Below are 23607 nucleotides of genomic sequence, written 5' to 3'. Positions count from 1 at the left end.
GAATTAAAATGCATAAGCACAGGAATGGAAAGTCAGTGAATATTTTTTTAAATTTGTGATGTCAGTAAAAAGAGGTTAAAAAAAAAGCGAATCCAGGGGATCCGCCTTTACGTGGTCATCAGCGTCATTTACCGCACAGAATAGCCCGCTTTAACCTTCAGCCTGTTTGGACTGAATTGCCGTCAGTGCGATGGTATAAACAATATCGTCTACCAGTGCACCGCGAGACAGGTCGTTTACCGGCTTACGCATACCTTGCAGCATTGGCCCGATGGAGATCAGGTCCGCAGAGCGCTGCACGGCTTTGTAGGTGGTGTTACCGGTGTTCAGGTCCGGGAAGATAAACACGGTGGCACGGCCCGCTACCGGCGAGTTTGGCGCCTTGGATTTTGCCACGTCCGCCATGATCGCCGCGTCATACTGCAGCGGACCATCGATCACCAGATCCGGGCGTTTTTCCTGAGCGATGCGCGTCGCTTCACGCACTTTCTCTACGTCACTGCCTGCACCGGAAGTGCCGGTTGAGTAGGAGATCATCGCCACGCGCGGCTCGATGCCGAAGGCGAGGGCGGAATCCGCAGACTGAATCGCGATTTCTGCCAACTGCTCCGGGTTAGGATCCGGGTTGATGGCGCAGTCGCCATACACCAGCACCTGCTCAGGCAGCAGCATAAAGAACACCGACGAAACCAGCGAGCTGTTCGGCGCGGTTTTGATCAGCTGCAACGGCGGACGAATGGTGTTGGCCGTGGTGTGGATGGCACCGGAAACCAGACCATCAACTTCGCCACGCTCCAGCATCAGCGTACCGAGCATCACGTTATCTTCCAGCTGCTCTTTGGCCACCACTTCGGTCATGCCTTTGCTCTTACGCAGCTCAACCAGCCGCGCGACATAGTTCTCACGCGCGACTTCCGGATCGACAATCTCGATGCCTTTACCCAGCTCAACGCCCTGCACGGCGGCAACGCGGTGGATCTCTTCCGGGTTGCCCAGCAGGACGCAGGACGCGATGCCACGTTCGGCGCAGATGGCTGCTGCTTTGATGGTGCGTGGCTCTTCGCCTTCTGGCAGCACGATGCGCTTGCCGGCTTTGCGCGCCAGCTCGGTCAGCTGGTAACGGAAGGCCGGAGGCGACAGACGACGGCTGCGCTCGGATGCCGCAGTCAGCGATTCAACCCAGTCGGAGTCGATATGGCTGGCGACATATTCCTGCACGCGCTCAATACGCTGGGTATCGTCGCTTGGGACTTCCAGATTGAAGCTTTGCAGGCTCAGGGAGGTCTGCCAGGTGTTGGTTTTCACCATAAACACCGGCAGGCCGGTGGCGAAGGCGCGCTCACACAGCTTGCGGATCGGCTCGTCAATCTGGTAGCCACCGGTCAGCAGGATGGCCCCGATTTCCACGCCGTTCATTGCCGCCAGACAGGCAGAAACGATCACATCCGGACGGTCTGCAGATGTCACCAGCAGTGAACCGGGACGGAAGTGCTCCAGCATATGCGGGATGCTGCGCGCGCAGAAGGTTACGGACTTCACGCGGCGCGTCAGAATATCGCCTTCATTGATCACTTCTGCGTTCAGGTGGCGGCACATATCGATGGCGCGGGTGGCAATCAGTTCAAAGCTCCACGGCACGCAGCCCAATACCGGCAGCGGGCTGTTGGCAAACAGCTGCTTAGGATCGATATTGGCAACGCTGGCTTTATTGGAGTCATCAAAGATTTCGGACAGGTCCGGACGGGTACGGCCTTGTTCATCGACTGGCGCGTTCAGTTTGTTGATGATCACGCCGGTAATGCTTTTGTTTTTGCTGCCGCCGAAGCTGCTCTGGGTCAGTTCGATGCGTTCTTTTAACTGAGCCGGAGAATCATTGCCCAGTGACATCACGAAGACAATTTCGGCATTCAGGGTTTTGGCAATTTCATAGTTCAGCGCAGAGGCGAACTGGTGCTTACGGGTCGGCACCAGGCCTTCAACCAGCACCACTTCGGCATCTTTGGTGTTTTCGTGATAACGCGCGATGATCTCTTCCATCAGCACGTCCTGCTGGTTCGAACCCAGCAACGACTCCACACGGCTCATCTGCAGCGGTTCGGCTGCGGGAATAGAGGAGCTTTTACGGATGATGGTGGTGGTCTGGTCCGGCGAGTCGCCGCCGGTGCGAGGCTGGGCGATAGGTTTGAACACGCTCAGGCGCACGCCTTTACGTTCCATGGCGCGGATCACACCGAGGCTGATACTGGTCAAACCGACACTGGTGCCGGTGGGGATGAGCATAATAGTACGAGACACAATGAACCTCTCGAATTGGCTCAGGATCCCTGAAGCGCGGGCTTGCGCGATCCTGAGTGGCTGGTGTCAAAAACAACTCCGTCAGCCTGAGCTGACGGAGGGAAGGGCTTATGCAGTCAGACGGCTGGCGTCCTGGGCAATCACCAACTCTTCGTTGGTTGGGATGACCAGAGCCGGGCGTGTGCCTTCTTTATTGATGTAGCCTGATTTGCCGAAGCGGGCAGCCAGGTTGCGTTCATGATCCACTTCGAAGCCAAGCAGGCCCAGGCGACCCAGCGACAGTTCACGAACCATCGCGGCGTTTTCACCGATGCCGCCGGTAAAGATAACCGCATCCAGGCGACCGTCCATCAGCGCAGTGTATGAACCGATGTATTTTGCCAGGCGGTGGCAATAGACGTCCATGGCGCGCTTGGCATCTTCTTTGGTGGTGTAGTTGTCTTCAACGTAACGGCAGTCGCTGGTGACTTCGGTCAGACCCAGCAGGCCAGACTCTTTGGTCAGCAGACGGTTAATCGCATCAACGCTCATGCCCAGCGTGTCGTGCAGGAAGAACACCACTGCAGGATCGATATCGCCTGAACGGGTTCCCATCACCAGACCTTCCAGCGGGGTCAGGCCCATCGAGGTATCGACACAGACGCCATTGCGGATAGCCGCAACCGAACCGCCGTTGCCCAGATGGCAAGTGATGATGTTCAGCTCTTCAACCGGCTTGTTCAGCACTTTGGCCGCTTCGTGAGTGACATAGAAGTGGCTGGTGCCGTGTGCGCCATAGCGACGAACGCCGTGCTCGCGATACAGTTTGTACGGCAGGGCATAAAGATAGGATTCTTCCGGCATTGTCTGATGGAAAGCGGTGTCGAAAACCGCCACATTCTTATCTGACAGGTGCGGGAAGTTCTTCATGGCTTCATCAATGCCGATCAGGTGCGCCGGGTTGTGCAGCGGCGCGAAGGACGACGCATCTTTAATGCCCTGAATCACATCCTGATCGATGATCACTGACTGGGTCAGCTTTTCGCCACCGTGAACGATGCGGTGACCTATCGAAGTGATAAGTGCAGACAGCTCTGGTTTTTGTGCCAGAATAGTTTTAACGATGAAGTTAAGTGCCTCGCTGTGTGCCGCGCCAGCGCCTAAGGCTTCTTCGTGTTTAGCGCCTTCCATCTTCCACTTAATGCGTGCTTCTGGCAGGTGGAAACATTCGGCTAAACCGGAGAGATATTCTTCACCATTTGCCGGATCGATAATGGCAAACTTAAGTGAAGAACTGCCGCAGTTCAGAACCAAAACTAACTTACTCGACATGGAAGGTCCTATTGGTTAAAAGTGGCGAAAAAAAACTCAATCAGACTATCAGCGTAGCGCATGAAAGCTGGTACATTAATGATGAACGTCAAGCTCACGGCAAATTTTGTCCAAAAGCAAAAAAACTTTATAAACTTTACGCCTTTTTTTGAACGTAGAGTGATTTTTGACTGGCCTTACTGTTAGCTAATAGCAACCTCGTAACAGCCATTCAACAATCGCGCACAGGATAACCAGTGTGCCTGTTAAAGACAAAATATTTTGAAGGATGTAAGGTAAAGTTGTTGAGTTGTCTATTTTGTTTAAATTTTATCTCCGAAGTTGAGGTCAACCATGGCTAATGAATCCGGCACCGTCGGTTGGTTTAAACTGTTCCAGTGTGGGCAGCATTATATGAAAACATGGCCTGCCGATAAGCGCCTGGCGGCCATTTTTCCGGAGAACCGGGTTTCACGTGCAACACGGTTTTCTATCCGCTTTATGCCGCCGCTGGCCGTTTTCGCCATGAGCTGGCAAATTGCGCTGGGCGGTCAGTTGGGCCCTGCCGTGGCGACCGCGCTGTTCGCCTGCAGCCTGCCAATGCAAGGGCTGTGGTGGTTGGGTAAGCGTTCCGTAACGCCATTACCGCCCACCCTGCTCAACTGGTTCCATGAAGTTCGCGAGAAACTGCAAGCCGCCGGCCAGGCCATCGCGCCAGTGGAAGGCAAACCCACGTATCAGTCGTTAGCCGACGTGCTGAAACGTGCCTTCAAGCAGCTTGATAAAACCTTCCTCGACGATCTTTAACCTCCTGACCGGGTTTTCTGCGCATTTATCTGACGAAACCCGGTCTGGATCAAAGAAGCGTCTGCTTGCCGTACCGCCCTCAAGCCTGTTGTGCGATCCTTAGTCATCCCCTTCAAATTTCGTTACGCCCAGTGCGGCACAGGAGTTAATGATGGAAATGACCAATGCCCAGCGTTTGATCCTCTCTAATCAGTACAAAATGATGACCATGCTTGATCCCGATAACGCCGAGCGCTATCGCCGTCAGCAAACCATTATTGAGCGAGGCTACGGCTTGCAGATGCGTGAGCTGGACCGCGAATTTGGCGAGCTGACCGAAGCGGTTTGCCGCAGCATTATCGATATTATGGAGCTGCATCACGCGCTGCATGTGTCCTGGACAAATCTGAAAGATCCCACCGTCATTGAAGAACGCCGCCTGACCTTCCTCGGTTTTGATGCCGCCACAGAAGCCCGATATCTCGGCTACGTGCGGTTTATGGTGAATGTGGAAGGGCGCTACACCCATTTTGATTCCGGTACGCATGGCTTTAATGCTCAAACGCCGATGTGGGAAAAGTATCAACGCATGCTGACTGTGTGGCACACTTGTCCGCGGCAGTACCATCTGAGTGCGAATGAGATCGCGCAAATCATCAACGCCTGAGAAGGAAAAGCGTCGTGAAGTGTAAAGGTTTTCTGTTTGATTTGGACGGCACGCTGGTCGATTCATTACCGGTTGTCGAACGCGCCTGGGCTAATTGGGCATCACGCCACGGCATCGCAGCCGAAGAAGTGTTGAACTTCATTCATGGCAAGCAGGCTATCACCTCATTGCGCCACTTTATGGCCGGTTCTTCTGAAGAGGCCATTCAGCAGGAGTTCATCGCGCTGGAGAAGGTTGAGGCGGAAGATACCGACGGCATCGTCGCGTTGCCTGGCGCGGTTGAGCTGCTGGCCAGGTTGAATGAGCTGGATATTCCGTGGGCTATCGTCACCTCGGGCTCTGTTCCGGTGGCGTCTGCCCGCCGTAAAGCCGCGGGTTTGCCGGAGCCGGAAGCCTTTGTCACTGCCGAACGCGTGCAGAACGGCAAGCCTGAGCCCGATGCCTATCTGCTCGGCGCGCAGCTGCTGGAGCTTGAGCCGGAAGAGTGCGTGGTGGTGGAAGATGCCGCAGCCGGCATTCTTTCAGGCCTGGCAGCAGGATGCCATGTGGTGGCAGTCAACGCACCGACCGGATCGCCAAGGCTGGAAGATGTCGATATGCTGCTCTATTCGCTGGAAGAATTGGTGATCCACAAAAATGCTGACGGCAGCATTGATGTGCACAGAAAGCACTAAGACATGATGTAACCCCGCTATAGCGGGGTTTTTTTTATGCGATGATCTGTACCGCCATTCCCCTGTACAGAGATCCCCGTGAACAATGAGTTGATTTGGGTCCTCAGCCTGCTGGCGATCACCATTCTGATGTTTATCTCCGGCAAATTACGCATGGATGTGATTGCGCTGTGTGTGATCGTTGCTTTTGTCCTCAGCGGAACCCTTACCCTGCAGGAAGCCACCCTTGGTTTCAGCGATCCCAACGTGATCCTTATTGCCGCCCTGTTTGTGATTGGCGAAGGCCTGGTGCGCACCGGCGTCGCGCTGAATATGGGGGAATGGCTGGTCAGGGTCGCGGGCAGTAGCGAAACGAAAATGCTGGTTTTTCTGATGCTGACGGTGGCCGGACTCGGGGCCTTTATGAGCTCGACCGGGGTGGTCGCCATCTTTATTCCGGTGGTGCTCAGCGTGTCGGCCAGAATGGGCAGCTCACCGGCCAGGCTGATGATGCCATTGAGCTTCGCCGGTCTGATCAGCGGCATGATGACGCTGGTCGCCACGCCACCCAACCTGGTGGTAAACAGCGAATTGCTGCGCGAGGGGCTGACGGGATTTCGCTTCTTCGACGTTACGCCGGTGGGCATGGTGGCGCTGATCCTGGGCATTGGCTATATGCTGGTGGCACGCAAATGGCTGGCGGATCCCGGGCAGAAAGGCCGAGGCCGAGCGCTGAGTTTCAGAAAAACGGCGGCGGATAGCCTGGAGGGGGCACCGGCAAAAAGTCAGGCGCCACACGCAATTTTCTGCATGGCACTGATGGTGGCGATGATGCTGACCAACGCCATTCCGAATCCGATCGCCGCGATAATAGCCTGCCTGCTGATGGGCAAATTCCGCTGTATAGATATGGAGAGCGCCTATCGGGCGGTTCAGTGGCCGGGGCTGATCCTGATTATCGGCATGATGCCGTTTGCGTTAGCGTTGCAGAAAACCGGTGGGGTGACGTTGATCGTCGAGGGCTTGATGGATCTGGCGGGAGGCAAAAGTCCGCATGTGATGCTGCTGTGCCTGTTTATCCTGTGCGCCACCGTCGGACTGTTTATTTCCAACACCGCCACGGCGGTGCTGATGGCGCCGATCGGGATTGCCGCCGCGCAGCAGATGGGCCTGTCTCCCTATCCGTTTACCCTGATTATTGCGGTGGCCGCGTCTGCCGCCTTTATGACGCCAGTCTCCTCACCGGTGAACATGCTGGTGATGGGCCCTGGCGGCTATCGCTTCAGTGACTTTGTCAAAATTGGCGTACCCTTCACCCTGATGATCATGGTGGTCAGCGTGTTGCTGGTGCCGGTACTGTTTCCCTTCTGACGCTACAGCGAATCCTGACTGATTTCATCCAGCGACAGGCTGAAGCTCGGGACAAACACCTCAACAAAGTAGTCCATTTCCGGGCTGTGGCGCTCGCTAAGGGTTTTCTCCAGCCGGGCTTTTGCCAGCTGAAATTCATGGTTACCGGCGGAGAGTTCTTCCAGACATTTCAGGTAGGCGCAAAGCGCATCAGCCTGTTTCACAATCGCTTTTTCTTCTTCGCTGTGCTGATGCTCATCCAGCAACGGCCGGTAAGCGTTGCGCAGCTCTTCAGGCAGCATTTCAATCAGCTTTTGCTGGGCAATCTTTTCGATTTTTTTGTATTCATGGGCAATCTGCGCGTTGTAATACTTTACCGGCGTCGGTAAATCACCGGTCAGCACTTCGCTGGCGTCATGATAGATCGCCATCATCGCGATGCGTTCAGCATTGAGGTTGCCATTGAATTTTTGATTTTTGATCACCGCCAGCGCATGGGCGACCATTGCCACCTGCAGGCTGTGTTCGGAAACATTTTCAGTGCGCACGTTGCGCATCAGGGGCCAGCGATTGATCAGCTTAAGACGGGAAAGGTGGGCGAAAAAATGGCTCTGGTTCATGTGTGGCGATTTCCTGTAGCGTGACTGCGGGGAACGGACGGCTCCGTTCCCCAAGCTGCCAGTATAACGCCATACTGATGACGGCGTCAGTGGCGGTTTTGCTACAGATTACTGACGGTAACCTTCGAGGAAACGACCAAACTTGCTGATGGCCATTTCCAGATCGTTAACGTGAGGCAGGGTGACGATTCGGACATGGTCCGGATACGGCCAGTTAAAGGCGGAGCCCTGAACCAGCAGCACTTTTTCCTGCAGCAGGAAGTCCAGCACCATTTTCTGGTCGTCGTGCAGATTGAACTTCTTGGCGTCAATTTTTGGGAACATATACAGCGCGCCGTCAGGCTTAACGCAGCTGACGCCTGGAATCTCATTGATCAATTCCCATGCCCGGTTGCGCTGCTCATAGAGCCGACCGCCAGGGACGATAAACTCGCTGATGCTCTGGTAGCCGCCTAGTGCCGTCTGAATCGCATGCTGTGCAGGCACGTTGGCGCACAGACGCATGGATGCCAGCATTTCCAGACCTTCGATATAGCCTTTCGCGTGCTTCTTCGGGCCATTCAGCACCATCCAACCCTGGCGGAAACCGGCCACGCGATAGGTTTTGGACAGGCCATTAAAGGTGATGGTCAGCAGGTCGGGGGCCAGCGTGGCAATAGAATGATGCTGTGCCGCGTCGTACAGGATTTTGTCGTAGATCTCATCAGCAAAAATAATCAAATTATGCTGACGCGCGATTTCCACCACTTCCATCAACAGCTCTTTGCTGTAAACCGCACCGGTCGGGTTATTGGGGTTAATAATCACGATGCCACGGGTGCGTGGGGTGATTTTACTGCGAATATCGTCGAGGTCCGGGAACCAGCCGGCGGATTCGTCACAGAGGTAATGCACCGCTTTGCCGCTGGAAAGAGACACGGCTGCGGTCCACAGTGGGTAATCCGGTGCCGGAACCAGCATCTCGTCGCCCATATTCAGCAACGCCTGCATCGACTGCACGATCAGTTCGGAAACGCCGTTGCCGATATAGACATCTTCCACGGTCATGTCGCGCATACCGCGCGCCTGATAATGCTGAACGATGGCTTTCCGGGCGGAGTAAAGGCCTTTTGAATCACAATAACCCTGCGCGCTCGGCAGATTACGGATCACATCTACCAGGATCTCATCGGGGGCTTCAAAACCAAACGGCGCTGGATTGCCGATATTCAGCTTAAGGACCTTATTGCCTTCTTCCTCAAGACGCTTTGCTTCTTTTAACACCGGTCCACGGATGTCGTAACACACGTTATCCAGTTTGCTTGATTTTTCAATTGGATTCATTTCTCTCGCCTTTGACTTGCAGAACTGCCTTCCTGCCATGGAAAACTAAACCAGCACAATGTACTCCTGTCTGCGGTGCTTTTGAAGGGCATCAGCAGGCTTTGGTGGCTTACCGGAAGAAAACGGTTTTGGCCGGGAGGAGGGAAGGGATGCAGCCGATGAGTTGGCATAAAATGCTGACTATTCTCATCATGCTGAAACTAAAAACTGAACCGCGAGTCTTCTTATTGAGGCGAAAGGGCACTAATGGGTCTTTAAAGAGTTAGATATGTAAGAATTTGGTAAAATTCGATGGATTGATGAACTCTGTAACTGTCAAAATTGTCTTAATTGACTGGTTAAAAATCAACCAGTTTGGCTTAGGGCTATTTTCAGGGGGTTACCCGCGTCGAAGTGGTCCACCTTTACCTTGAGTCAGGCACCCGGGCACGGAATGATAAATTTTTGTATCGGAAGGCCTGATAGCCGGGCTTCGGCCAATAAAATGTTACTTTACTGATAAGAATAATAGGATTGGGGCTTAAAAAGTAAACGACAGTATGGCAGGATAATAACCAGAGGACCTTGCGCCGTGCGTGCAGGTTTCTCAGGTGATATTACGTCGTATACTGTCACCGGTAAGCTTAAGTACGGCTTATCATTTTTCCGCTGTATCTGCAGCGTTCTGGTTTTTCAATTTTACATGGTTTTTTTACACTATCAGCACCGTAGTCAGGCATTACTGTCAGGCTGGCGGCGTTATTTGACCATATTAGTGCCGCTTTCTGTTTCTTATGAGTCAGTGCTGCACACCGAAGTGATGTATCAGATGGAACAAACTGTCATCGGCTCCACCTGCGGTTAATACCGGGGACATTCAGGCTGATGGAGTTTTGACGTCTGCGAGAAAAAGTAGTGCAACGTGCAGTTCAGCGCACCGCATTACGCCATTGTTATCACTGTATCCTATTGATACAGAAGGTAATGACACCAGGGTAGCTGTTCGTATAAATCTTATAAAGTGAAGAAAACATGACTAGTGCAAATCGTCCGATCCTCAATCTTGACCTCGATCTGCTGAGAACATTTGTTGCTGTTGCCGATCTGAACACCTTTGCTGCTGCGGCAGCTGCGGTTTGCAGAACGCAATCAGCGGTTAGCCAGCAGATGCAGCGTCTGGAACAACTGGTTGGCAAAGAACTGTTTGCCAGACATGGACGTAATAAATTACTGACGGAACATGGTATTCAGCTTCTTGGCTATGCCAGAAAGATCCTTCGTTTCAACGACGAAGCCTGTACTTCGTTGATGTACAGCAATATTCAGGGCGTACTGACTATCGGTGCTTCTGATGATACGTCTGATACCATCCTGCCTTTCTTGCTGAACCGCGTCACGTCTGTCTATCCCAAGCTGGCGATTGATGTGCGGGTGAAGCGCAATCCGTTCATGATGGAGATGTTAAATCAGGGTGAAGTGGACTTAGTTGTGACCACCTCGAGCCCGATGAACTTCGCCTTCCAGGTATTGCGTACTTCTCCGACCCTTTGGTATTGCGCCGCTGACTATATCTTCCAGCGCGGGGAAGCGATTCCTCTGGTACTGCTGGACGAGCCAAGCCCGTACCGTGATATGGCCATTGACCACCTCAACGAGGCTGGCATCCCATGGCGCATCTCTTATGTTGCTTCCACTCTTGCGGCCGTCCGCGCAGCGGTGAAAGCGGGTCTGGGCGTGACTGCACGTCCGGTTGAGATGATGAGCCCGGAACTGCGCGTAATGGGTGCGGCAGAAGGTCTGCCGGTTCTGCCTGATACCGAATACCTGCTGTGTCGTAATCCGGAAAGTGACAACGAGCTGGCGCTGGCCATCTTCAATGCCATGGAATCAAGCAACGATCCGTACAACCTGACGCTTGCCGCTCAGGATGCCGCTTCGCTGACGGATGAAGACGAGTAAGTTTCGCTGTAAAAGTTTATTTTTAGTTGTTAATTTTTAACGCTTAATAAGAACTATTTACGGAAATAAAGCCCTTCAGTGCATCTTTGCATTGAAGGGCTTTTTTATTGAAATTTTCTCGCCCTTTTTTGCCGCAAAATTCCCCGCAAATTTCCCTGCTGATGCAAAAACCCTCCGCGACAGATTTTCCCTGTTTTGGACAATTTCTGTCAGCGAAGAAACTATTTAGTGAATTGATTTTGCGCACTGAATTGCGCTGCTTTTTAACTCATAAAAGGCAAAAGTGTGTGCTGGATCAAAAAAATAGCCCCAATAAGGGGAAGGAAAACCCGCAGAATCCTGCCAAAATAGGCGTTGTTAAATCCGCGATCCGCACAGGGAAATACCCGCTACACTTTGACTGAGAAGCTGAACTGACTCGATTTAGCTCACTTTCTGCGCATCATATGTTAAATAAATGCTGCGGGTGTAAATTAATGTGTGGATACTTTTGTCAAAGTTGACAGAAGGTTATAGAAAGGAGTAAAAAACCACATAAAATCGCTGCCTAATCAAAAAAGTCAGCAAAGTTTATAAGGTTTTTTATTTTTCCCTTGAATCGATGGGGTAGGTCAACTGCCAATTACAGAGCAGAATACCGGGCACCCCGAGTTGAGTTAAGCAGAGCGTATGTCTACAACTACTGAAGTTATCGCCCATCACTGGGCTTTTGCCGTATTCCTGATCGTCGCAATTGGCCTTTGCTGCGCAATGTTGGCCGGAGCATGGTTTTTAGGCGGAAAAGCCCGTGGACGCTATACCAACACGCCTTTCGAGTCCGGAGCCCCTGCGGTAGGAACGACCCACCTTCGAATGTCTGCCAAGTTCTACCTGGTGGCCATGTTCTTCGTCATCTTCGACGTTGAAGCCCTCTATTTATACGCCTGGTCGACTGCCATCCGTGAAAGCGGCTGGATCGGCTTCGTGGAAGCCACAATTTTCATTTTGGTACTGCTGGCTGGTTTGGTTTATCTGGTGCGGATCCGCGCGCTGGATTGGGCTCCTGCACCTCGTCGTGTCGTTGTCAAACCCACTACCATCTCGCATTCCAACCGTCATACGCAGTAAAAGCGAGGCTTAAAGATGGACTATACGCTCACCCGCGCGGACCCGAACGGCGAGAATGACCGTTACCCATTACAGAAACAGGAGATCGTCACCGATCCCCTGGAAAAACACGTTCATCAAAACGTCTACATGGGCAAGTTAGAACATGCCATGCACGACATGGTGAACTGGGGACGCAAAAACTCACTCTGGCCGTTTAACTTCGGTCTCTCCTGCTGTTACGTCGAAATGACCACCTCGTTCACCTCGGTGCACGACGTGGCGCGTTTTGGTTCGGAAGTTATCCGTGCCTCGCCACGTCAGGCCGACTTTATGGTGGTTGCAGGAACCTGCTTCACCAAAATGGCACCGGTAGTTCAACGTCTGTATGACCAGATGCTGGAGCCAAAGTGGGTGATCTCGATGGGTGCCTGCGCCAACTCCGGCGGGATGTATGACATCTACTCGGTGGTGCAGGGCGTGGATAAGTTCCTGCCTGTTGACGTCTATATTCCGGGTTGCCCACCGCGCCCAGAAGCCTACATGCAGGCACTGCTGCTGCTGCAGGAATCCATTGGTAAAGAGCGTCGTCCGCTCTCGTGGGTGGTGGGCGATCAGGGTGTTTATCGCGCCAATATGCAGTCCGAGCGCGAAAGAAAGCAGGCGGAACGTATTGCCGTCACCAACCTGCGCACACCTGACGAAATTTAACCGCTACCGCCATTAAGACGTTGCGAGCCTTCGCAGCGTCAGAACAGCAGGTAGAGCAGTTTATGGATGCCCGGCAGCGTATAAAAATCACAACACGCGCACGGTCCATCCTGACGCCAATACTGAGTGCCTGCCTGCAGGCCCACAGGGTGAACAACTTATGACAGATTTGACCACGCAAGATCTCGCTCAGCCTGAATGGCAAACCCGTGATCACCAGGATGACCCGGTGATCGGCGAGCTGCGTAACCGTTTTGGGCCTGATGCCTTCACCGTTCAGCCTACCCGTACCGGCGTGCCGGTGGTGTGGGTGAAGCGTGAACAGCTGCTGGAGATCGTAGAATTCTTACGCAAGCTGCCAAAACCTTATGTGATGCTGTATGACTTACATGGGATGGATGAGCGTCTTCGTACTCACCGCGCCGGTTTACCTGCCGCGGATTTTTCCGTTTTCTATCACTTCATTTCCATTGAACGTAACCGTGACATCATGCTCAAGGTGGCGTTGTCTGAAAACGACCTGCATGTGCCAACCGTCACCAAAATTTTCGCCAATGCCAACTGGTATGAGCGTGAAACCTGGGAAATGTTCGGCATCACCTTTGATGGCCACCCGCACCTGACGCGCATCATGATGCCGCAGGACTGGGAAGGGCATCCGCTGCGTAAAGACTATCCGGCACGCGCCACCGAATTCGATCCGTTTGAACTGACCAAGAAAACGGAAGATTTGGCGATGGAGCAGATGACCTTCAAGCCGGAAGACTGGGGCATGAAGCGGGGCAACGCGACTGAGGACTTTATGTTCCTCAACCTCGGGCCTAACCACCCGTCAGCGCACGGTGCTTTCCGCATCATTCTGCAGCTGGATGGCGAAGAGATTGTCGACTGTGTGCCGGACGTGGGTTACCACCACCGTGGCGCAGAGAAGATGGGCGAACGTCAGTCCTGGCACAGCTACATTCCTTACACTGACCGCATCGAATACCTTGGCGGTTGCGTAAACGAAATGCCGTACGTGCTGGCGGTTGAAAAGCTGGCCGGTATCAAGGTGCCCGAGCGCGTTGACGTGATCCGCGTGATGCTTTCAGAGCTGTTCCGTATAAACAGCCACCTGCTGTATATCTCGACCTTTATTCAGGACGTTGGGGCGATGTCTCCGGTGTTCTTTGCCTTTACCGATCGCCAGAAAATTTACGACGTGGTTGAAGCCATCACCGGTTTCCGTATGCATCCGGCCTGGTTCCGCATTGGCGGCGTGGCGCACGACCTGCCGAAAGGCTGGGAAGGCCTGCTGCGTGAGTTCATCAACTGGCTGCCAAAACGTCTGAAGGCGTACGAGCAAACCGCGCTGAAAAACTCGGTGCTGATCGCCCGTTCTAAAGGCGTTTCTGCCTACAACATGGAAGAAGCACTAGCCTGGGGCACCACCGGCGCCGGTCTGCGTGCGACGGGTCTGGACTTCGACGTGCGTAAATGGCGTCCGTACTCCGGCTACGAAAACTTCGACTTCGAAATTCCGATTGGCGATGGCGTGAGCTGTGCTTACACCCGTGTGATGCTGAAGATGGAAGAGATGCGCCAGAGTCTGCGCATTCTTGAACAGTGTCTGAACAACATGCCGGAAGGCCCGTTCAAAGCGGATCACCCGCTGACAACGCCGCCACCGAAAGAGCGCACGCTGCAGCATATCGAAACCCTGATTACTCACTTCCTGCAGGTGTCGTGGGGCCCGGTGATGCCGGCCAACGAATCCTTCCAGATGATTGAAGCGACGAAAGGGATCAACAGTTACTACCTGACCAGCGACGGCAGCACCATGAGCTACCGCACCCGTGTGCGTACGCCGAGCTTCCCGCACCTGCAGCAGATCCCGTCAGTGATCAACGGCAGCCTGGTATCCGATCTGATCGTATACCTCGGTAGTATCGATTTTGTTATGTCAGACGTGGACCGCTAATTATGCACGATCAAAGAATTGCGATCGAAACGATCGAGGATAACAACGCTTTTGTGCTGAGCACGTTGGAACGTGACGCTATCGAGCATGAGAAGCACCATTACGAAGATGCCCGCGCCGCGTCGATTGAAGCACTGAAAATTGTGCAGAAACAGCGTGGCTGGGTGCCGGATGGCGCGATCCATGCCATTGCTGATGTGCTGGGCATTCCAGCCAGTGATGTTGAAGGCGTGGCAACGTTTTACAGCCAGATCTTCCGTCAGCCGGTCGGCCGTCACGTGATCCGCTATTGCGACAGCGTGGTGTGCCACATCACCGGTTTCCAGGGCATTCAGGCCGCGTTAGAAGACAACCTGAATATCAAACCTGGCCAGACCACGGCGGATGGCCGCTTTACGCTGCTGCCAACCTGCTGCCTCGGCAACTGTGACAAGGGCCCGACGATGATGGTGGACGAAGATACGCACGTTCACCTGACGCCGGAAAACATCGTCAACTTACTGGAGCAGTATCAATGACATTCAAACAGATCATTCGTACTGCCGAAATGCATCCGCTGACCTGGCGTCTGCGTGACGACAAGCAGCCGGTGTTCTTTGACGAATATCGCAGCAAAAACGGTTACGCCGGTGCGGATAAAGCGCTGAAAACCATGTCACAGGATGAAATTGTGGCAGCGGTAAAAGACTCCGGTCTGAAAGGTCGCGGTGGCGCAGGCTTCTCAACCGGTTTGAAGTGGAGCCTGATGCCGAAAGACGAATCCATGAACATCCGTTACCTGCTGTGTAACGCCGATGAAATGGAGCCGGGCACCTATAAAGACCGTCTGTTGATGGAGCAAATGCCGCACCAGCTGGTGGAAGGCATGCTGATCAGTGCATTCGCGCTGAAAACCTACCGTGGCTACATCTTCCTGCGCGGCGAATACATCGAAGCGGCAGTGAACTTACGTCGGGCGATAGCGGAAGCGACCGAAGCCGGTTACCTGGGGAAAAATATCCTCGGAACCGGTTTTGACTTCGAGCTGATCGTTCACACCGGTGCGGGCCGTTATATCTGTGGTGAAGAAACCGCGCTGATTAACTCGCTGGAAGGACGTCGCGCTAACCCGCGCTCCAAGCCGCCATTCCCTGCATCTGCAGGTGCCTGGGGCAAGCCGACCTGCGTGAACAACGTGGAAACCCTGTCCAACGTTCCGGCGATCCTCGCCAACGGCGTTGACTGGTACAAAGGCATTTCAACCAGCGATGACACCGGCACCAAAATGATGGGCTTCTCCGGTCGGGTAAAAAACCCAGGCGTCTGGGAGCTGCCGTTTGGCACCACCGCCCGTGAGATCCTTGAGGATTACGCCGGCGGCATGCGCGATGGCCTGAAATTCAAAGCCTGGCAGCCAGGCGGTGCAGGGACGGACTTCCTGACCGAATCCCATCTCGACCTGCCGATGGAGTTTGCCAGCATTGGTAAAGCCGGAAGTCGTCTGGGAACGGCGCTGGCGATGGCCGTCGATCACGAAATCGGCATGGTGTCGCTGGTGCGTAACCTGGAAGAGTTTTTTGCCCGTGAATCCTGCGGCTGGTGTACGCCATGCCGTGATGGCCTGCCGTGGAGTGTGAAAATCCTTCGCGCGCTGGAGCGCAAAGAAGGGCAGCCGGGCGATATCGAAACCCTGCTGCAACTTTGCCGCCAGCTCGGCCCGGGTAAAACCTTCTGTGCGCACGCGCCAGGTGCAGTAGAGCCACTGCAAAGCGCGATCAAATATTTCCGCGAAGAGTTTGAGGCGGGTATCGCGCCTCAGGTCTACAGCAATGCGCACGCGATTGCCGGTATCCAGCCAAACCTGTTAAAGGCGCGCTGGTAACACTGCAGATTTGAATTGATTAACGCTCGTCTCAGACGAGCCTTACGGAAGCATGTTCACTATGGCTACAATTCATGTAGACGGTAAAGAATATGATGTTGATGGTGCGGACAACCTGCTTCAGGCTTGCCTCTCCCTCGGCTTAGATATTCCTTATTTTTGCTGGCACCCGGCGCTCGGTAGCGTCGGTGCCTGCCGCCAGTGTGCGGTGAAGCAATTCCAGAATGCCGAAGATACCCGTGGTCGCCTGGTGATGTCCTGTATGACACCAGCGTCCGACGGGACGTTCATCTCGATTGACGATGGCGAAGCGAAAGAGTTCCGCGAAAGCGTGGTGGAGTGGCTGATGACCAACCACCCACACGATTGTCCGGTCTGCGAAGAGGGCGGTAACTGCCACCTTCAGGATATGACCGTGATGACCGGCCACAGCTTCCGTCGCTACCGCTTCACTAAACGTACTCACCGTAATCAGGATCTCGGCCCGTTCATTTCCCATGAAATGAACCGCTGTATCGCCTGTTATCGCTGCGTGCGTTACTACAAAGATTATGCCGACGGCACCGATCTGGGCGTCTATGGCGCTCACGACAACGTCTACTTCGGTCGCCCGGAAGACGGTACGCTGGAAAGCGAATTCTCCGGTAACCTGGTCGAAGTCTGCCCAACCGGCGTGTTCACCGATAAAACGCACTCAGAGCGTTATAACCGTAAATGGGACATGCAGTACGCCCCAAGCATCTGCCAGCAGTGCAGTATCGGTTGTAACACCAGCCCGGGTGAGCGTTATGGCGAAATTCGCCGCATCGAGAACCGCTATAACGGCGTCATCAACCACTACTTCCTCTGTGACCGTGGCCGCTTTGGTTATGGATATGTGAACCTGAAAGATCGTCCACGCCATCCTATGCAGCGCCGCGGCAATGACTGGATCGCGCTGAACGCCGATCAGGCCATGCAGGGTGCCGCAGACGTGTTGCGTCAGGCGAAGAAAGTGATCGGTATCGGTTCACCGCGTGCCAGCGTAGAGAGCAACTTTGCCCTGCGTGAGCTGGTCGGTGCCGCAAACTTTTCCACCGGTATTCCGGCAGCCGAGCAGGCGCGTCTGGAGCTGATGCTGAACGTACTGCGCGACAGTGGTGTCCACACCCCGGCGCTGCGTGAAATTGAAAGCTACGATGCGGTGCTGGTGCTGGGCGAAGATCTGACTCAGGTCGGTGCGCGCGTTGCGCTCTCGGTGCGTCAGGCGGTGAAAGGGAAATCGCGTGAGATGGCAGCGGCCCAGAAAGTGGCAGACTGGCAGATCGCGGCGATCCTCAACATCGGTCAGAACGCCAAGCATCCGCTGTTCGTCACTAATGTCGATAAAACCCGTCTGGATGACATCGCCGCGTGGACCTACTGCGCGCCGGTCGAAGATCAGGCGCGTTTAGGTTTCGCGATCGCTAACGCGCTGGACGAAACGGCACCGGCGGTGAGCGGCATCGATCGTTCACTGGCAGGCAAAATTGATGTGATCGTTCAGGCGCTGGCCGGCGCAAGAAAGCCACTGATTATCTCTGGCGTTCATGCGGGCAGCGAAGCGATGATTCAGGCGGCGGCCAACGTGGCGAAAGCGCTGAAAGGACGCGGATCGGACGTGGGTATCACGCTGCTGGCCGGTGCGGCAAACAGCGTTGGCCTCGGCCTGATTGGCGGTAACCCGCTGGAAACGGCGCTGGACGAACTGGAAAGCGGCGCAGCCGATGCGGTTATCGTGCTGGAAAACGACCTTTATCGTCAGGCTCCGAAAGCAAAAGTCGATGCGGCGCTGAGCAACGTCTCCAACGTGATCGTCATCGATCACCAGCGGACAGCGACCACGGAAAAAGCCGGTTTGATCCTCTCAACGGCCAGCTTCGCGGAAAGCGATGGCACCGTGGTGAATCAGGAAGGCCGCGCACAGCGCTTCTTCCAGGTTTATGACCCGGCTTACTATGACACCACCGTTGAAATGCTGGAAAGCTGGCGCTGGCTGCACTCGCTGTCCAGCACCATCACCAGCCGTCAGCCGGACTGGACCCAACTGGATCACGTGATTGATGCCTGTATTGCAGCACTGCCGCAGCTGGCGGGGATCAAAGACGCGGCACCGGATGCCAGCTTCCGTATTCGTGGTCAGAAACTGGCCCGTTCCCCGGCGCGTTCAAGTGGTCGTACCGCGATGCGCGCCAATATCAGCGTGCACGAACCGCGTCAGCCGCAGGACAAAGACACCATGTTCGCCTTCTCCATGGAAGGGAACAACCAGCCGTCTGCCGCCCGTTCGCAGATCCCGTTTGCCTGGGCGCCAGGCTGGAACTCCCCACAGGCCTGGAACAAATTCCAGGACGAAGTGGGCGGAAAACTGCGTAACGGCGATCCGGGCGTGCGTCTGTTTGAAGCCGGCGATGCGCAGCTGGACTGGTTTGATGCGGTTCCCGAGGTGTTTGCCGGTCAGGCAAATAACTTCCGCGTCGCGCCTTACTTCCACCTGTTCGGCAGCGAAGAGATGACCCAGCGCTCCGGCGTGATCCAGCAGCGTATGCCTGAGGCGTATGTGATGGTGAACCCGGCGGATGCGGCAACGCTTGGCGTCAATGCCGGGACGGAAGTCGAGTTCAGCTGTGCCGGTGAAACCCTGCGTCTTCCCGTGCGTTTCTCTGACACGTTGCAGGCAGGGCAGGTTGGTCTGCCATTAGGTCTGCCGGGTATCCCGCCATTCCTGTTGGGTGCCAACATTGACAATCTGCAGGAGGCGGCACAATGAGCTGGCTGACACCGGAAGTTATCGATGTTCTGATTGCCGTAGGTAAAGCGTTAGTGATCCTGTTTGTGGTGGTTGGCTGTGGCGCATTTATGAGCTTTGGCGAACGTCGTCTGCTTGGTCTGTTCCAGAACCGTTACGGACCAAACCGCGTTGGCTGGGGCGGCTCGCTTCAGCTGGTGGCGGACATGATCAAAATGTTCTTCAAAGAAGACTGGACGCCGCCGTTTACCGACCGGGTGATCTTTACCCTGGCGCCAATGATTGCCTTTACCTCTTTACTGCTGGCGATGGCTATCGTGCCGGTCACCTCCACCTGGATGGGCGCGGACCTGAATATCGGTCTGTTGTTCTTCCTGATGATGGCGGGTCTGGCGGTGTATGCGGTGCTGTTTGCTGGCTGGTCCAGTAACAACAAATACTCCCTGCTGGGCGCGATGCGTGCCTCGGCACAGACACTGAGCTACGAAGTGTTCCTCGGCCTGTCGCTGATGGGCGTTGTTGCACAGGCCGGTTCGTTCAATATGGTCGATATCGTCAACAGCCAGCAACATTTGTGGAATATCGTGCCACAGTTCCTTGGCTTCCTGACCTTCGCCATTGCCGGCGTTGCGGTATGTCACCGTCATCCATTTGACCAGCCGGAAGCCGAGCAGGAACTGGCCGACGGTTACCACATTGAATATGCCGGTATGAAGTTCGGCCTGTTCTTCGTTGGTGAGTATGTCGGTATCGTGACGGTTTCTTCGCTGATCGTAACGCTGTTCTTCGGCGGCTGGAACGGCCCATGGTTGCCACCGGTTATCTGGTTCGCCATCAAAACGGCGTTCTTCATGATGATGTTCATTCTGATCCGTGCTGCGTTACCGCGCCCACGCTATGACCAGGTGATGTCGTTCGGCTGGAAAGTTTGTTTGCCGTTGACGCTGTTGAACCTGCTGGCAACTGCCGCAGTGATTCTTTACAACGCGCAGTAAGGGGTAAAGATAATGACATTAAAAGACCTGGTGGTGGGATTCGGCACCACGGTTCGCAGTATCTTCCTGATTGGGATGAACGCGTTCGCCAAGCGTGAAACCATGATGTATCCGGAAGAGCCGGTTTACCTGCCGCCACGTTACCGTGGCCGTATCGTGTTAACCCGCGATCCGGACGGCCAGGAACGCTGCGTAGCCTGTAACCTGTGTGCGGTAGCCTGTCCGGTTGGCTGTATTTCTTTGCAGAAAGCAGAAACGCAGGATGGACGCTGGTATCCAGAATTTTTCCGTATCAACTTCTCGCGCTGCATCTTCTGTGGCCTGTGTGAAGAGGCTTGCCCGACCACTGCGATTCAGCTTACCCCAGACTTCGAACTGGGCGAGTTTAAGCGTCAGGATCTGGTGTATGAAAAAGAAAACCTGCTGATTTCCGGCCCGGGTAAATACCCGGAATATAACTTTTACCGGATGGCGGGTATGGCGATCGACGGGAAAGACAAGGGCGACGCTGAAAACGAAGCCAAACCTATCGACGTCAAGGGCTTGTTACCTTAAGGAGCCAGGCATGGAATTTGCTTTTTATCTTTGCGGACTGGTGGCGGTGCTGACAACGTTGCGTGTTATCACCCACACCAACCCGGTCCACGCATTGCTGTATCTGATCATCTCCCTGCTGGCCGTTGCCGGGGTGTTTTTCTCGCTCGGGGCTTACTTTGCCGGTGCGCTGGAAATCATCGTTTATGCCGGTGCGATCATGGTGCTGTTCGTCTTTGTGGTCATGATGCTGAACCTCGGTGAGAGCGTGCAAGCGCAGGAACGCGAGTGGCTGAAACCGACCGTGTGGATTGGACCTGGCGTCCTGTCGCTGGTGCTGCTGGGCGTGATGATTTACGCCATCCGCTCCGTTAACGACCAGGGCATTGATGGCACGATGATCGACGCGAAAGCGGTCGGCATCAGCCTGTTTGGTCCTTATGTTCTGGCGGTTGAGCTGGCTTCCATGCTGCTGCTGGCGGGTCTGGTGGTGGCTTACCACATCGGACGCGAACAGCGTCAGGGCGAAGTCCTGAGCAACCGTCCGGGTGACGCACCGAAAAGCAACAAGGAGGAACGCGCATGATCCCTCTTCAACACGGCCTGATTCTGGCAGCCATCCTGTTTGTCCTTGGACTGACGGGCGTGGTAATCCGTCGTAACCTGCTGTTTATGTTGATTAGCCTTGAAATCATGATTAACGCCGCAGCACTGGCGTTCGTGGTCGCGGGCAGCTACTGGGGACAGGCAGACGGACAGGTGATGTATATCCTGGCGATCAGCCTTGCTGCTGCCGAGGCCAGTATTGGCCTGGCGCTGCTGCTTCAGCTCCATCGTCGCAGCCAGAACCTCAACATTGATAAAGTGAGCGAGATGCGCGGATGAATCTTCTCTATTTAACAGTACTTTTTCCGCTGATTGGCTTTCTGCTGCTGGCCTTTTCTCGCGGCCGCTGGTCAGAAAATCTTTCGGCCACTGTGGGTATGGGTTCCGTCGGTCTGGCGGCGCTGACCACGGTCTTCGTTGGCATGGACTTCTTCAGTCAGGGTCAGGCACCTTACACTCAGGCGCTGTGGACCTGGATGCAGGTTGGCAACTTTAAGATCGACGTCAACTTCACGCTGGACGGCCTGTCGCTGACCATGTTGTCGGTGGTGACCGGTGTGGGCTTCTTTATCCACATGTTCGCCTCCTGGTATATGCGTGGAGAAGAGGGCTATTCCCGCTTCTTCGCCTATACCAACCTGTTTATCGCCAGCATGGTGGTTCTGGTACTGGCCGATAACCTGATGCTGATGTATCTGGGTTGGGAAGGGGTGGGCCTCTGCTCTTACCTGCTGATTGGCTTCTATTACACCGACCCGAAAAACGGCGCGGCGGCGATGAAAGCTTTCATCATCACCCGTGTAGGTGACGTGTTCCTGGCCTTTGCGTTGTTCATTCTTTACAACGAGCTGGGTACGCTGAACTTCCGTGAAATGGTCGAGCTGGCGCCTGCGCACTTCGCTGCAGACAATCATATGTTGCAGTGGGCAACGTTGATGCTGCTGGGTGGTGCCGTGGGTAAATCAGCACAGCTGCCGCTGCAAACGTGGCTGGCGGATGCGATGGCCGGTCCAACGCCGGTTTCGGCGCTGCTCCACGCGGCAACCATGGTGACCGCCGGTGTCTATCTGATTGCACGTAGCCACGGCCTGTTCCTGTTGACGCCTGAAGTGCTGCATTTGGTGGGCATTGTCGGCGCGATCACTCTGGTGCTGGCCGGTTTTGCTGCGCTGGTGCAGACCGATATCAAACGCGTTCTCGCTTACTCAACCATGAGTCAGATTGGGTACATGTTCCTCGCACTGGGCGTTCAGGCCTGGGATGCGGCGATCTTCCACCTGATGACCCATGCGTTCTTTAAAGCGCTGCTGTTCCTCTCTTCCGGTTCGGTGATCCTCGCCTGCCATCACGAGCAGAATATCTTCAAGATGGGTGGCCTGCGTAAAAGCATCCCACTGGTCTACGTCTGCTTCCTGGTGGGTGGCGCGGCGCTGTCAGCCCTGCCGCTGATTACCGCTGGCTTCTTCAGTAAGGACGAAATCCTTGCTGGCGCGCTGGCGAACGGCCATCTGACGCTGATGGTGGCAGGTCTGGTGGGGGCATTTATGACCTCGCTGTATACCTTCCGAATGATCTTCATCACCTTCCATGGCGAAGAGAAAATTCATGCACATGCCGGCAAAGGGATTACCCATCACCTGCCGCTGATTGTGCTGCTTATCCTCTCAACCTTTATTGGCGCAATGATCGTGCCGCCGCTGAAAGGCGTTCTGCCGGATACCACCGAACTGGCGCACGGCAGCGTGCTGGCACTGGAAATCACCTCTGGCGTGGTGGCTATTGTCGGTATCCTGCTGGCGGCCGCCCTGTGGTTAGGCAAACGCACGCTGGTAACCAGCATCGCCAAAAGCGCGCCGGGTCGTTTCTTCTCGACCTGGTGGTTTGCGGCCTGGGGCTTCGACTGGCTGTACGACAAAGTGTTCGTTAAGCCTTATCTGTTCGTCGCCTGGGTGCTGAAACGCGATCCACTCGATGGCCTGATGAGTCTGCCTGCTCTGTTCTCCCGTCTGGCGAACAAAGGGCTGGTGGTCAGCGAAAACGGCTATCTGCGCTGGTATGTCGCGTCAATGAGCGTGGGTGCCGTGGTGGTACTGGCGCTGCTGATGACGATCTAAAGGTTAGTGAGCGGGGTAAGGCGGTCTGCCTTACCCCATCAAAGAATTGTG

General features: G+C 54.8%; 21 protein-coding genes. 17 read left to right on the top strand and 4 right to left on the bottom strand.

Annotation, left to right across the window (positions count from 1 at the left end):
• Positions 1–150: 150 nt before the first annotated feature.
• Both pta and ackA read right to left on the bottom strand, forming a co-directional pair.
• Positions 151–2295, bottom strand: coding sequence for a phosphate acetyltransferase (gene pta / locus E2F51_RS22605; RefSeq protein WP_173363015.1), 2145 nt, complete (start codon positions 2293–2295; stop codon positions 151–153).
• Positions 2296–2403: 108 nt separating this feature from the next.
• Positions 2404–3606, bottom strand: a complete 1203-nt coding sequence (ackA, locus tag E2F51_RS22600) for an acetate kinase (protein ID WP_053144295.1) — start codon at positions 3604–3606, stop codon at positions 2404–2406.
• A 333-nt stretch (positions 3607–3939) separates the two neighbouring features.
• On the opposite strand from ackA, the gene yfbV reads away from it, so the two are divergent.
• The 4 genes from yfbV (at position 3940) to E2F51_RS22580 (ending at position 7062) form a co-directional block, all read left to right on the top strand.
• Positions 3940–4392 (top strand): terminus macrodomain insulation protein YfbV, encoded by a 453-nt coding sequence (gene yfbV / locus E2F51_RS22595; protein ID WP_013203102.1) that lies wholly within the window; start codon positions 3940–3942, stop codon positions 4390–4392.
• 151 nt (positions 4393–4543) lie between these two features.
• Positions 4544–5038, top strand: a complete 495-nt coding sequence (locus tag E2F51_RS22590) for a YfbU family protein (RefSeq protein WP_013203101.1) — start codon at positions 4544–4546, stop codon at positions 5036–5038.
• 14 nt (positions 5039–5052) lie between these two features.
• Positions 5053–5712 (top strand): sugar phosphatase, encoded by a 660-nt coding sequence (locus E2F51_RS22585; RefSeq protein ID WP_134824626.1) that lies wholly within the window; start codon positions 5053–5055, stop codon positions 5710–5712.
• A 78-nt stretch (positions 5713–5790) separates the two neighbouring features.
• Entirely contained in the window at positions 5791–7062 is a 1272-nt protein-coding gene (locus tag E2F51_RS22580) for an SLC13 family permease (protein ID WP_134824625.1), read from the top strand.
• 2 nt (positions 7063–7064) lie between these two features.
• On the opposite strand, the gene yfbR is transcribed toward E2F51_RS22580, so the two are convergent.
• Positions 7065–7661 (bottom strand): 5'-deoxynucleotidase, encoded by a 597-nt coding sequence (yfbR, locus tag E2F51_RS22575; protein WP_013203098.1) that lies wholly within the window; start codon positions 7659–7661, stop codon positions 7065–7067.
• Positions 7662–7769: 108 nt separating this feature from the next.
• Positions 7770–8984: a pyridoxal phosphate-dependent aminotransferase gene (locus E2F51_RS22570; protein ID WP_013203097.1), complete on the bottom strand. Its 1215-nt coding sequence runs from the start codon at positions 8982–8984 to the stop codon at positions 7770–7772.
• Positions 8985–9995: 1011 nt separating this feature from the next.
• Here E2F51_RS22570 and lrhA point away from each other — a divergent pair.
• The 13 genes from lrhA (at position 9996) to nuoL (ending at position 23556) form a co-directional block, all read left to right on the top strand.
• Positions 9996–10922: a transcriptional regulator LrhA gene (gene lrhA / locus E2F51_RS22565; protein WP_013203095.1), complete on the top strand. Its 927-nt coding sequence runs from the start codon at positions 9996–9998 to the stop codon at positions 10920–10922.
• Positions 10923–11029: 107 nt separating this feature from the next.
• Positions 11030–11326: a hypothetical protein gene (locus E2F51_RS22560; protein WP_134824624.1), complete on the top strand. Its 297-nt coding sequence runs from the start codon at positions 11030–11032 to the stop codon at positions 11324–11326.
• Positions 11327–11591: 265 nt separating this feature from the next.
• The gene (locus tag E2F51_RS22555; protein WP_013203092.1) at positions 11592–12029 is read left to right on the top strand and encodes an NADH-quinone oxidoreductase subunit A; all 438 of its coding nucleotides are present in this window, start codon (positions 11592–11594) and stop codon (positions 12027–12029) included.
• 15 nt (positions 12030–12044) lie between these two features.
• The gene (locus tag E2F51_RS22550; RefSeq protein WP_013203091.1) at positions 12045–12719 is read left to right on the top strand and encodes an NADH-quinone oxidoreductase subunit B family protein; all 675 of its coding nucleotides are present in this window, start codon (positions 12045–12047) and stop codon (positions 12717–12719) included.
• A gap of 160 nt (positions 12720–12879) precedes the next feature.
• The gene (nuoC, locus tag E2F51_RS22545) at positions 12880–14679 is read left to right on the top strand and encodes an NADH-quinone oxidoreductase subunit C/D (RefSeq protein ID WP_013203090.1); all 1800 of its coding nucleotides are present in this window, start codon (positions 12880–12882) and stop codon (positions 14677–14679) included.
• Positions 14680–14681: 2 nt separating this feature from the next.
• Complete coding sequence (nuoE, locus tag E2F51_RS22540; RefSeq protein WP_013203089.1) at positions 14682–15197, top strand: NADH-quinone oxidoreductase subunit NuoE; 516 nt, start codon at positions 14682–14684, stop codon at positions 15195–15197.
• Positions 15194–16540: an NADH-quinone oxidoreductase subunit NuoF gene (gene nuoF, locus E2F51_RS22535; RefSeq protein WP_013203088.1), complete on the top strand. Its 1347-nt coding sequence runs from the start codon at positions 15194–15196 to the stop codon at positions 16538–16540. The genes nuoE and nuoF overlap by 4 nt, the downstream gene beginning before the upstream one ends.
• A gap of 61 nt (positions 16541–16601) precedes the next feature.
• Positions 16602–19328 (top strand): NADH-quinone oxidoreductase subunit NuoG, encoded by a 2727-nt coding sequence (gene nuoG, locus E2F51_RS22530; protein ID WP_134824623.1) that lies wholly within the window; start codon positions 16602–16604, stop codon positions 19326–19328.
• Positions 19325–20302: an NADH-quinone oxidoreductase subunit NuoH gene (gene nuoH, locus E2F51_RS22525; protein ID WP_013203086.1), complete on the top strand. Its 978-nt coding sequence runs from the start codon at positions 19325–19327 to the stop codon at positions 20300–20302. The genes nuoG and nuoH overlap by 4 nt, the downstream gene beginning before the upstream one ends.
• Positions 20303–20314: 12 nt before the next feature.
• Entirely contained in the window at positions 20315–20857 is a 543-nt protein-coding gene (gene nuoI / locus E2F51_RS22520; RefSeq protein ID WP_013203085.1) for an NADH-quinone oxidoreductase subunit NuoI, read from the top strand.
• 10 nt (positions 20858–20867) lie between these two features.
• Complete coding sequence (nuoJ, locus tag E2F51_RS22515; RefSeq protein WP_013203084.1) at positions 20868–21422, top strand: NADH-quinone oxidoreductase subunit J; 555 nt, start codon at positions 20868–20870, stop codon at positions 21420–21422.
• Complete coding sequence (nuoK, locus tag E2F51_RS22510) at positions 21419–21721, top strand: NADH-quinone oxidoreductase subunit NuoK (protein WP_034894855.1); 303 nt, start codon at positions 21419–21421, stop codon at positions 21719–21721. Before nuoJ ends, nuoK begins: the two co-directional genes overlap by 4 nt.
• Positions 21718–23556 (top strand): NADH-quinone oxidoreductase subunit L, encoded by a 1839-nt coding sequence (gene nuoL, locus E2F51_RS22505; RefSeq protein WP_134824622.1) that lies wholly within the window; start codon positions 21718–21720, stop codon positions 23554–23556. The genes nuoK and nuoL overlap by 4 nt, the downstream gene beginning before the upstream one ends.
• Positions 23557–23607: the final 51 nt, after the last annotated feature.

This window comes from Erwinia sp. QL-Z3 (genome assembly GCF_004551645.1).
GTDB lineage: Bacteria > Pseudomonadota > Gammaproteobacteria > Enterobacterales > Enterobacteriaceae > Erwinia > Erwinia billingiae.
This window is presented reverse-complemented; position numbering and strand designations above follow the sequence as displayed.

Bases quoted from the DNA above. Each gene is read 5' to 3' on its own strand.
- ackA (WP_053144295.1), bottom strand. From the start codon at position 3,606: ATGTCGAGTAAGTTAGTTTTGGTTCTGAACTGCGGCAGTTCTTCACTT.
- yfbV (WP_013203102.1), top strand. From the start codon at position 3,940: ATGGCTAATGAATCCGGCACCGTCGGTTGGTTTAAACTGTTCCAGTGT.
- E2F51_RS22590 (WP_013203101.1), top strand. From the start codon at position 4,544: ATGGAAATGACCAATGCCCAGCGTTTGATCCTCTCTAATCAGTACAAA.
- yfbR (WP_013203098.1), bottom strand. From the start codon at position 7,661: ATGAACCAGAGCCATTTTTTCGCCCACCTTTCCCGTCTTAAGCTGATC.
- E2F51_RS22570 (WP_013203097.1), bottom strand. From the start codon at position 8,984: ATGAATCCAATTGAAAAATCAAGCAAACTGGATAACGTGTGTTACGAC.
- lrhA (WP_013203095.1), top strand. From the start codon at position 9,996: ATGACTAGTGCAAATCGTCCGATCCTCAATCTTGACCTCGATCTGCTG.
- E2F51_RS22555 (WP_013203092.1), top strand. From the start codon at position 11,592: ATGTCTACAACTACTGAAGTTATCGCCCATCACTGGGCTTTTGCCGTA.
- E2F51_RS22550 (WP_013203091.1), top strand. From the start codon at position 12,045: ATGGACTATACGCTCACCCGCGCGGACCCGAACGGCGAGAATGACCGT.
- nuoC (WP_013203090.1), top strand. From the start codon at position 12,880: ATGACAGATTTGACCACGCAAGATCTCGCTCAGCCTGAATGGCAAACC.
- nuoE (WP_013203089.1), top strand. From the start codon at position 14,682: ATGCACGATCAAAGAATTGCGATCGAAACGATCGAGGATAACAACGCT.
- nuoF (WP_013203088.1), top strand. From the start codon at position 15,194: ATGACATTCAAACAGATCATTCGTACTGCCGAAATGCATCCGCTGACC.
- nuoG (WP_134824623.1), top strand. From the start codon at position 16,602: ATGGCTACAATTCATGTAGACGGTAAAGAATATGATGTTGATGGTGCG.
- nuoH (WP_013203086.1), top strand. From the start codon at position 19,325: ATGAGCTGGCTGACACCGGAAGTTATCGATGTTCTGATTGCCGTAGGT.
- nuoI (WP_013203085.1), top strand. From the start codon at position 20,315: ATGACATTAAAAGACCTGGTGGTGGGATTCGGCACCACGGTTCGCAGT.
- nuoJ (WP_013203084.1), top strand. From the start codon at position 20,868: ATGGAATTTGCTTTTTATCTTTGCGGACTGGTGGCGGTGCTGACAACG.
- nuoK (WP_034894855.1), top strand. From the start codon at position 21,419: ATGATCCCTCTTCAACACGGCCTGATTCTGGCAGCCATCCTGTTTGTC.
- nuoL (WP_134824622.1), top strand. From the start codon at position 21,718: ATGAATCTTCTCTATTTAACAGTACTTTTTCCGCTGATTGGCTTTCTG.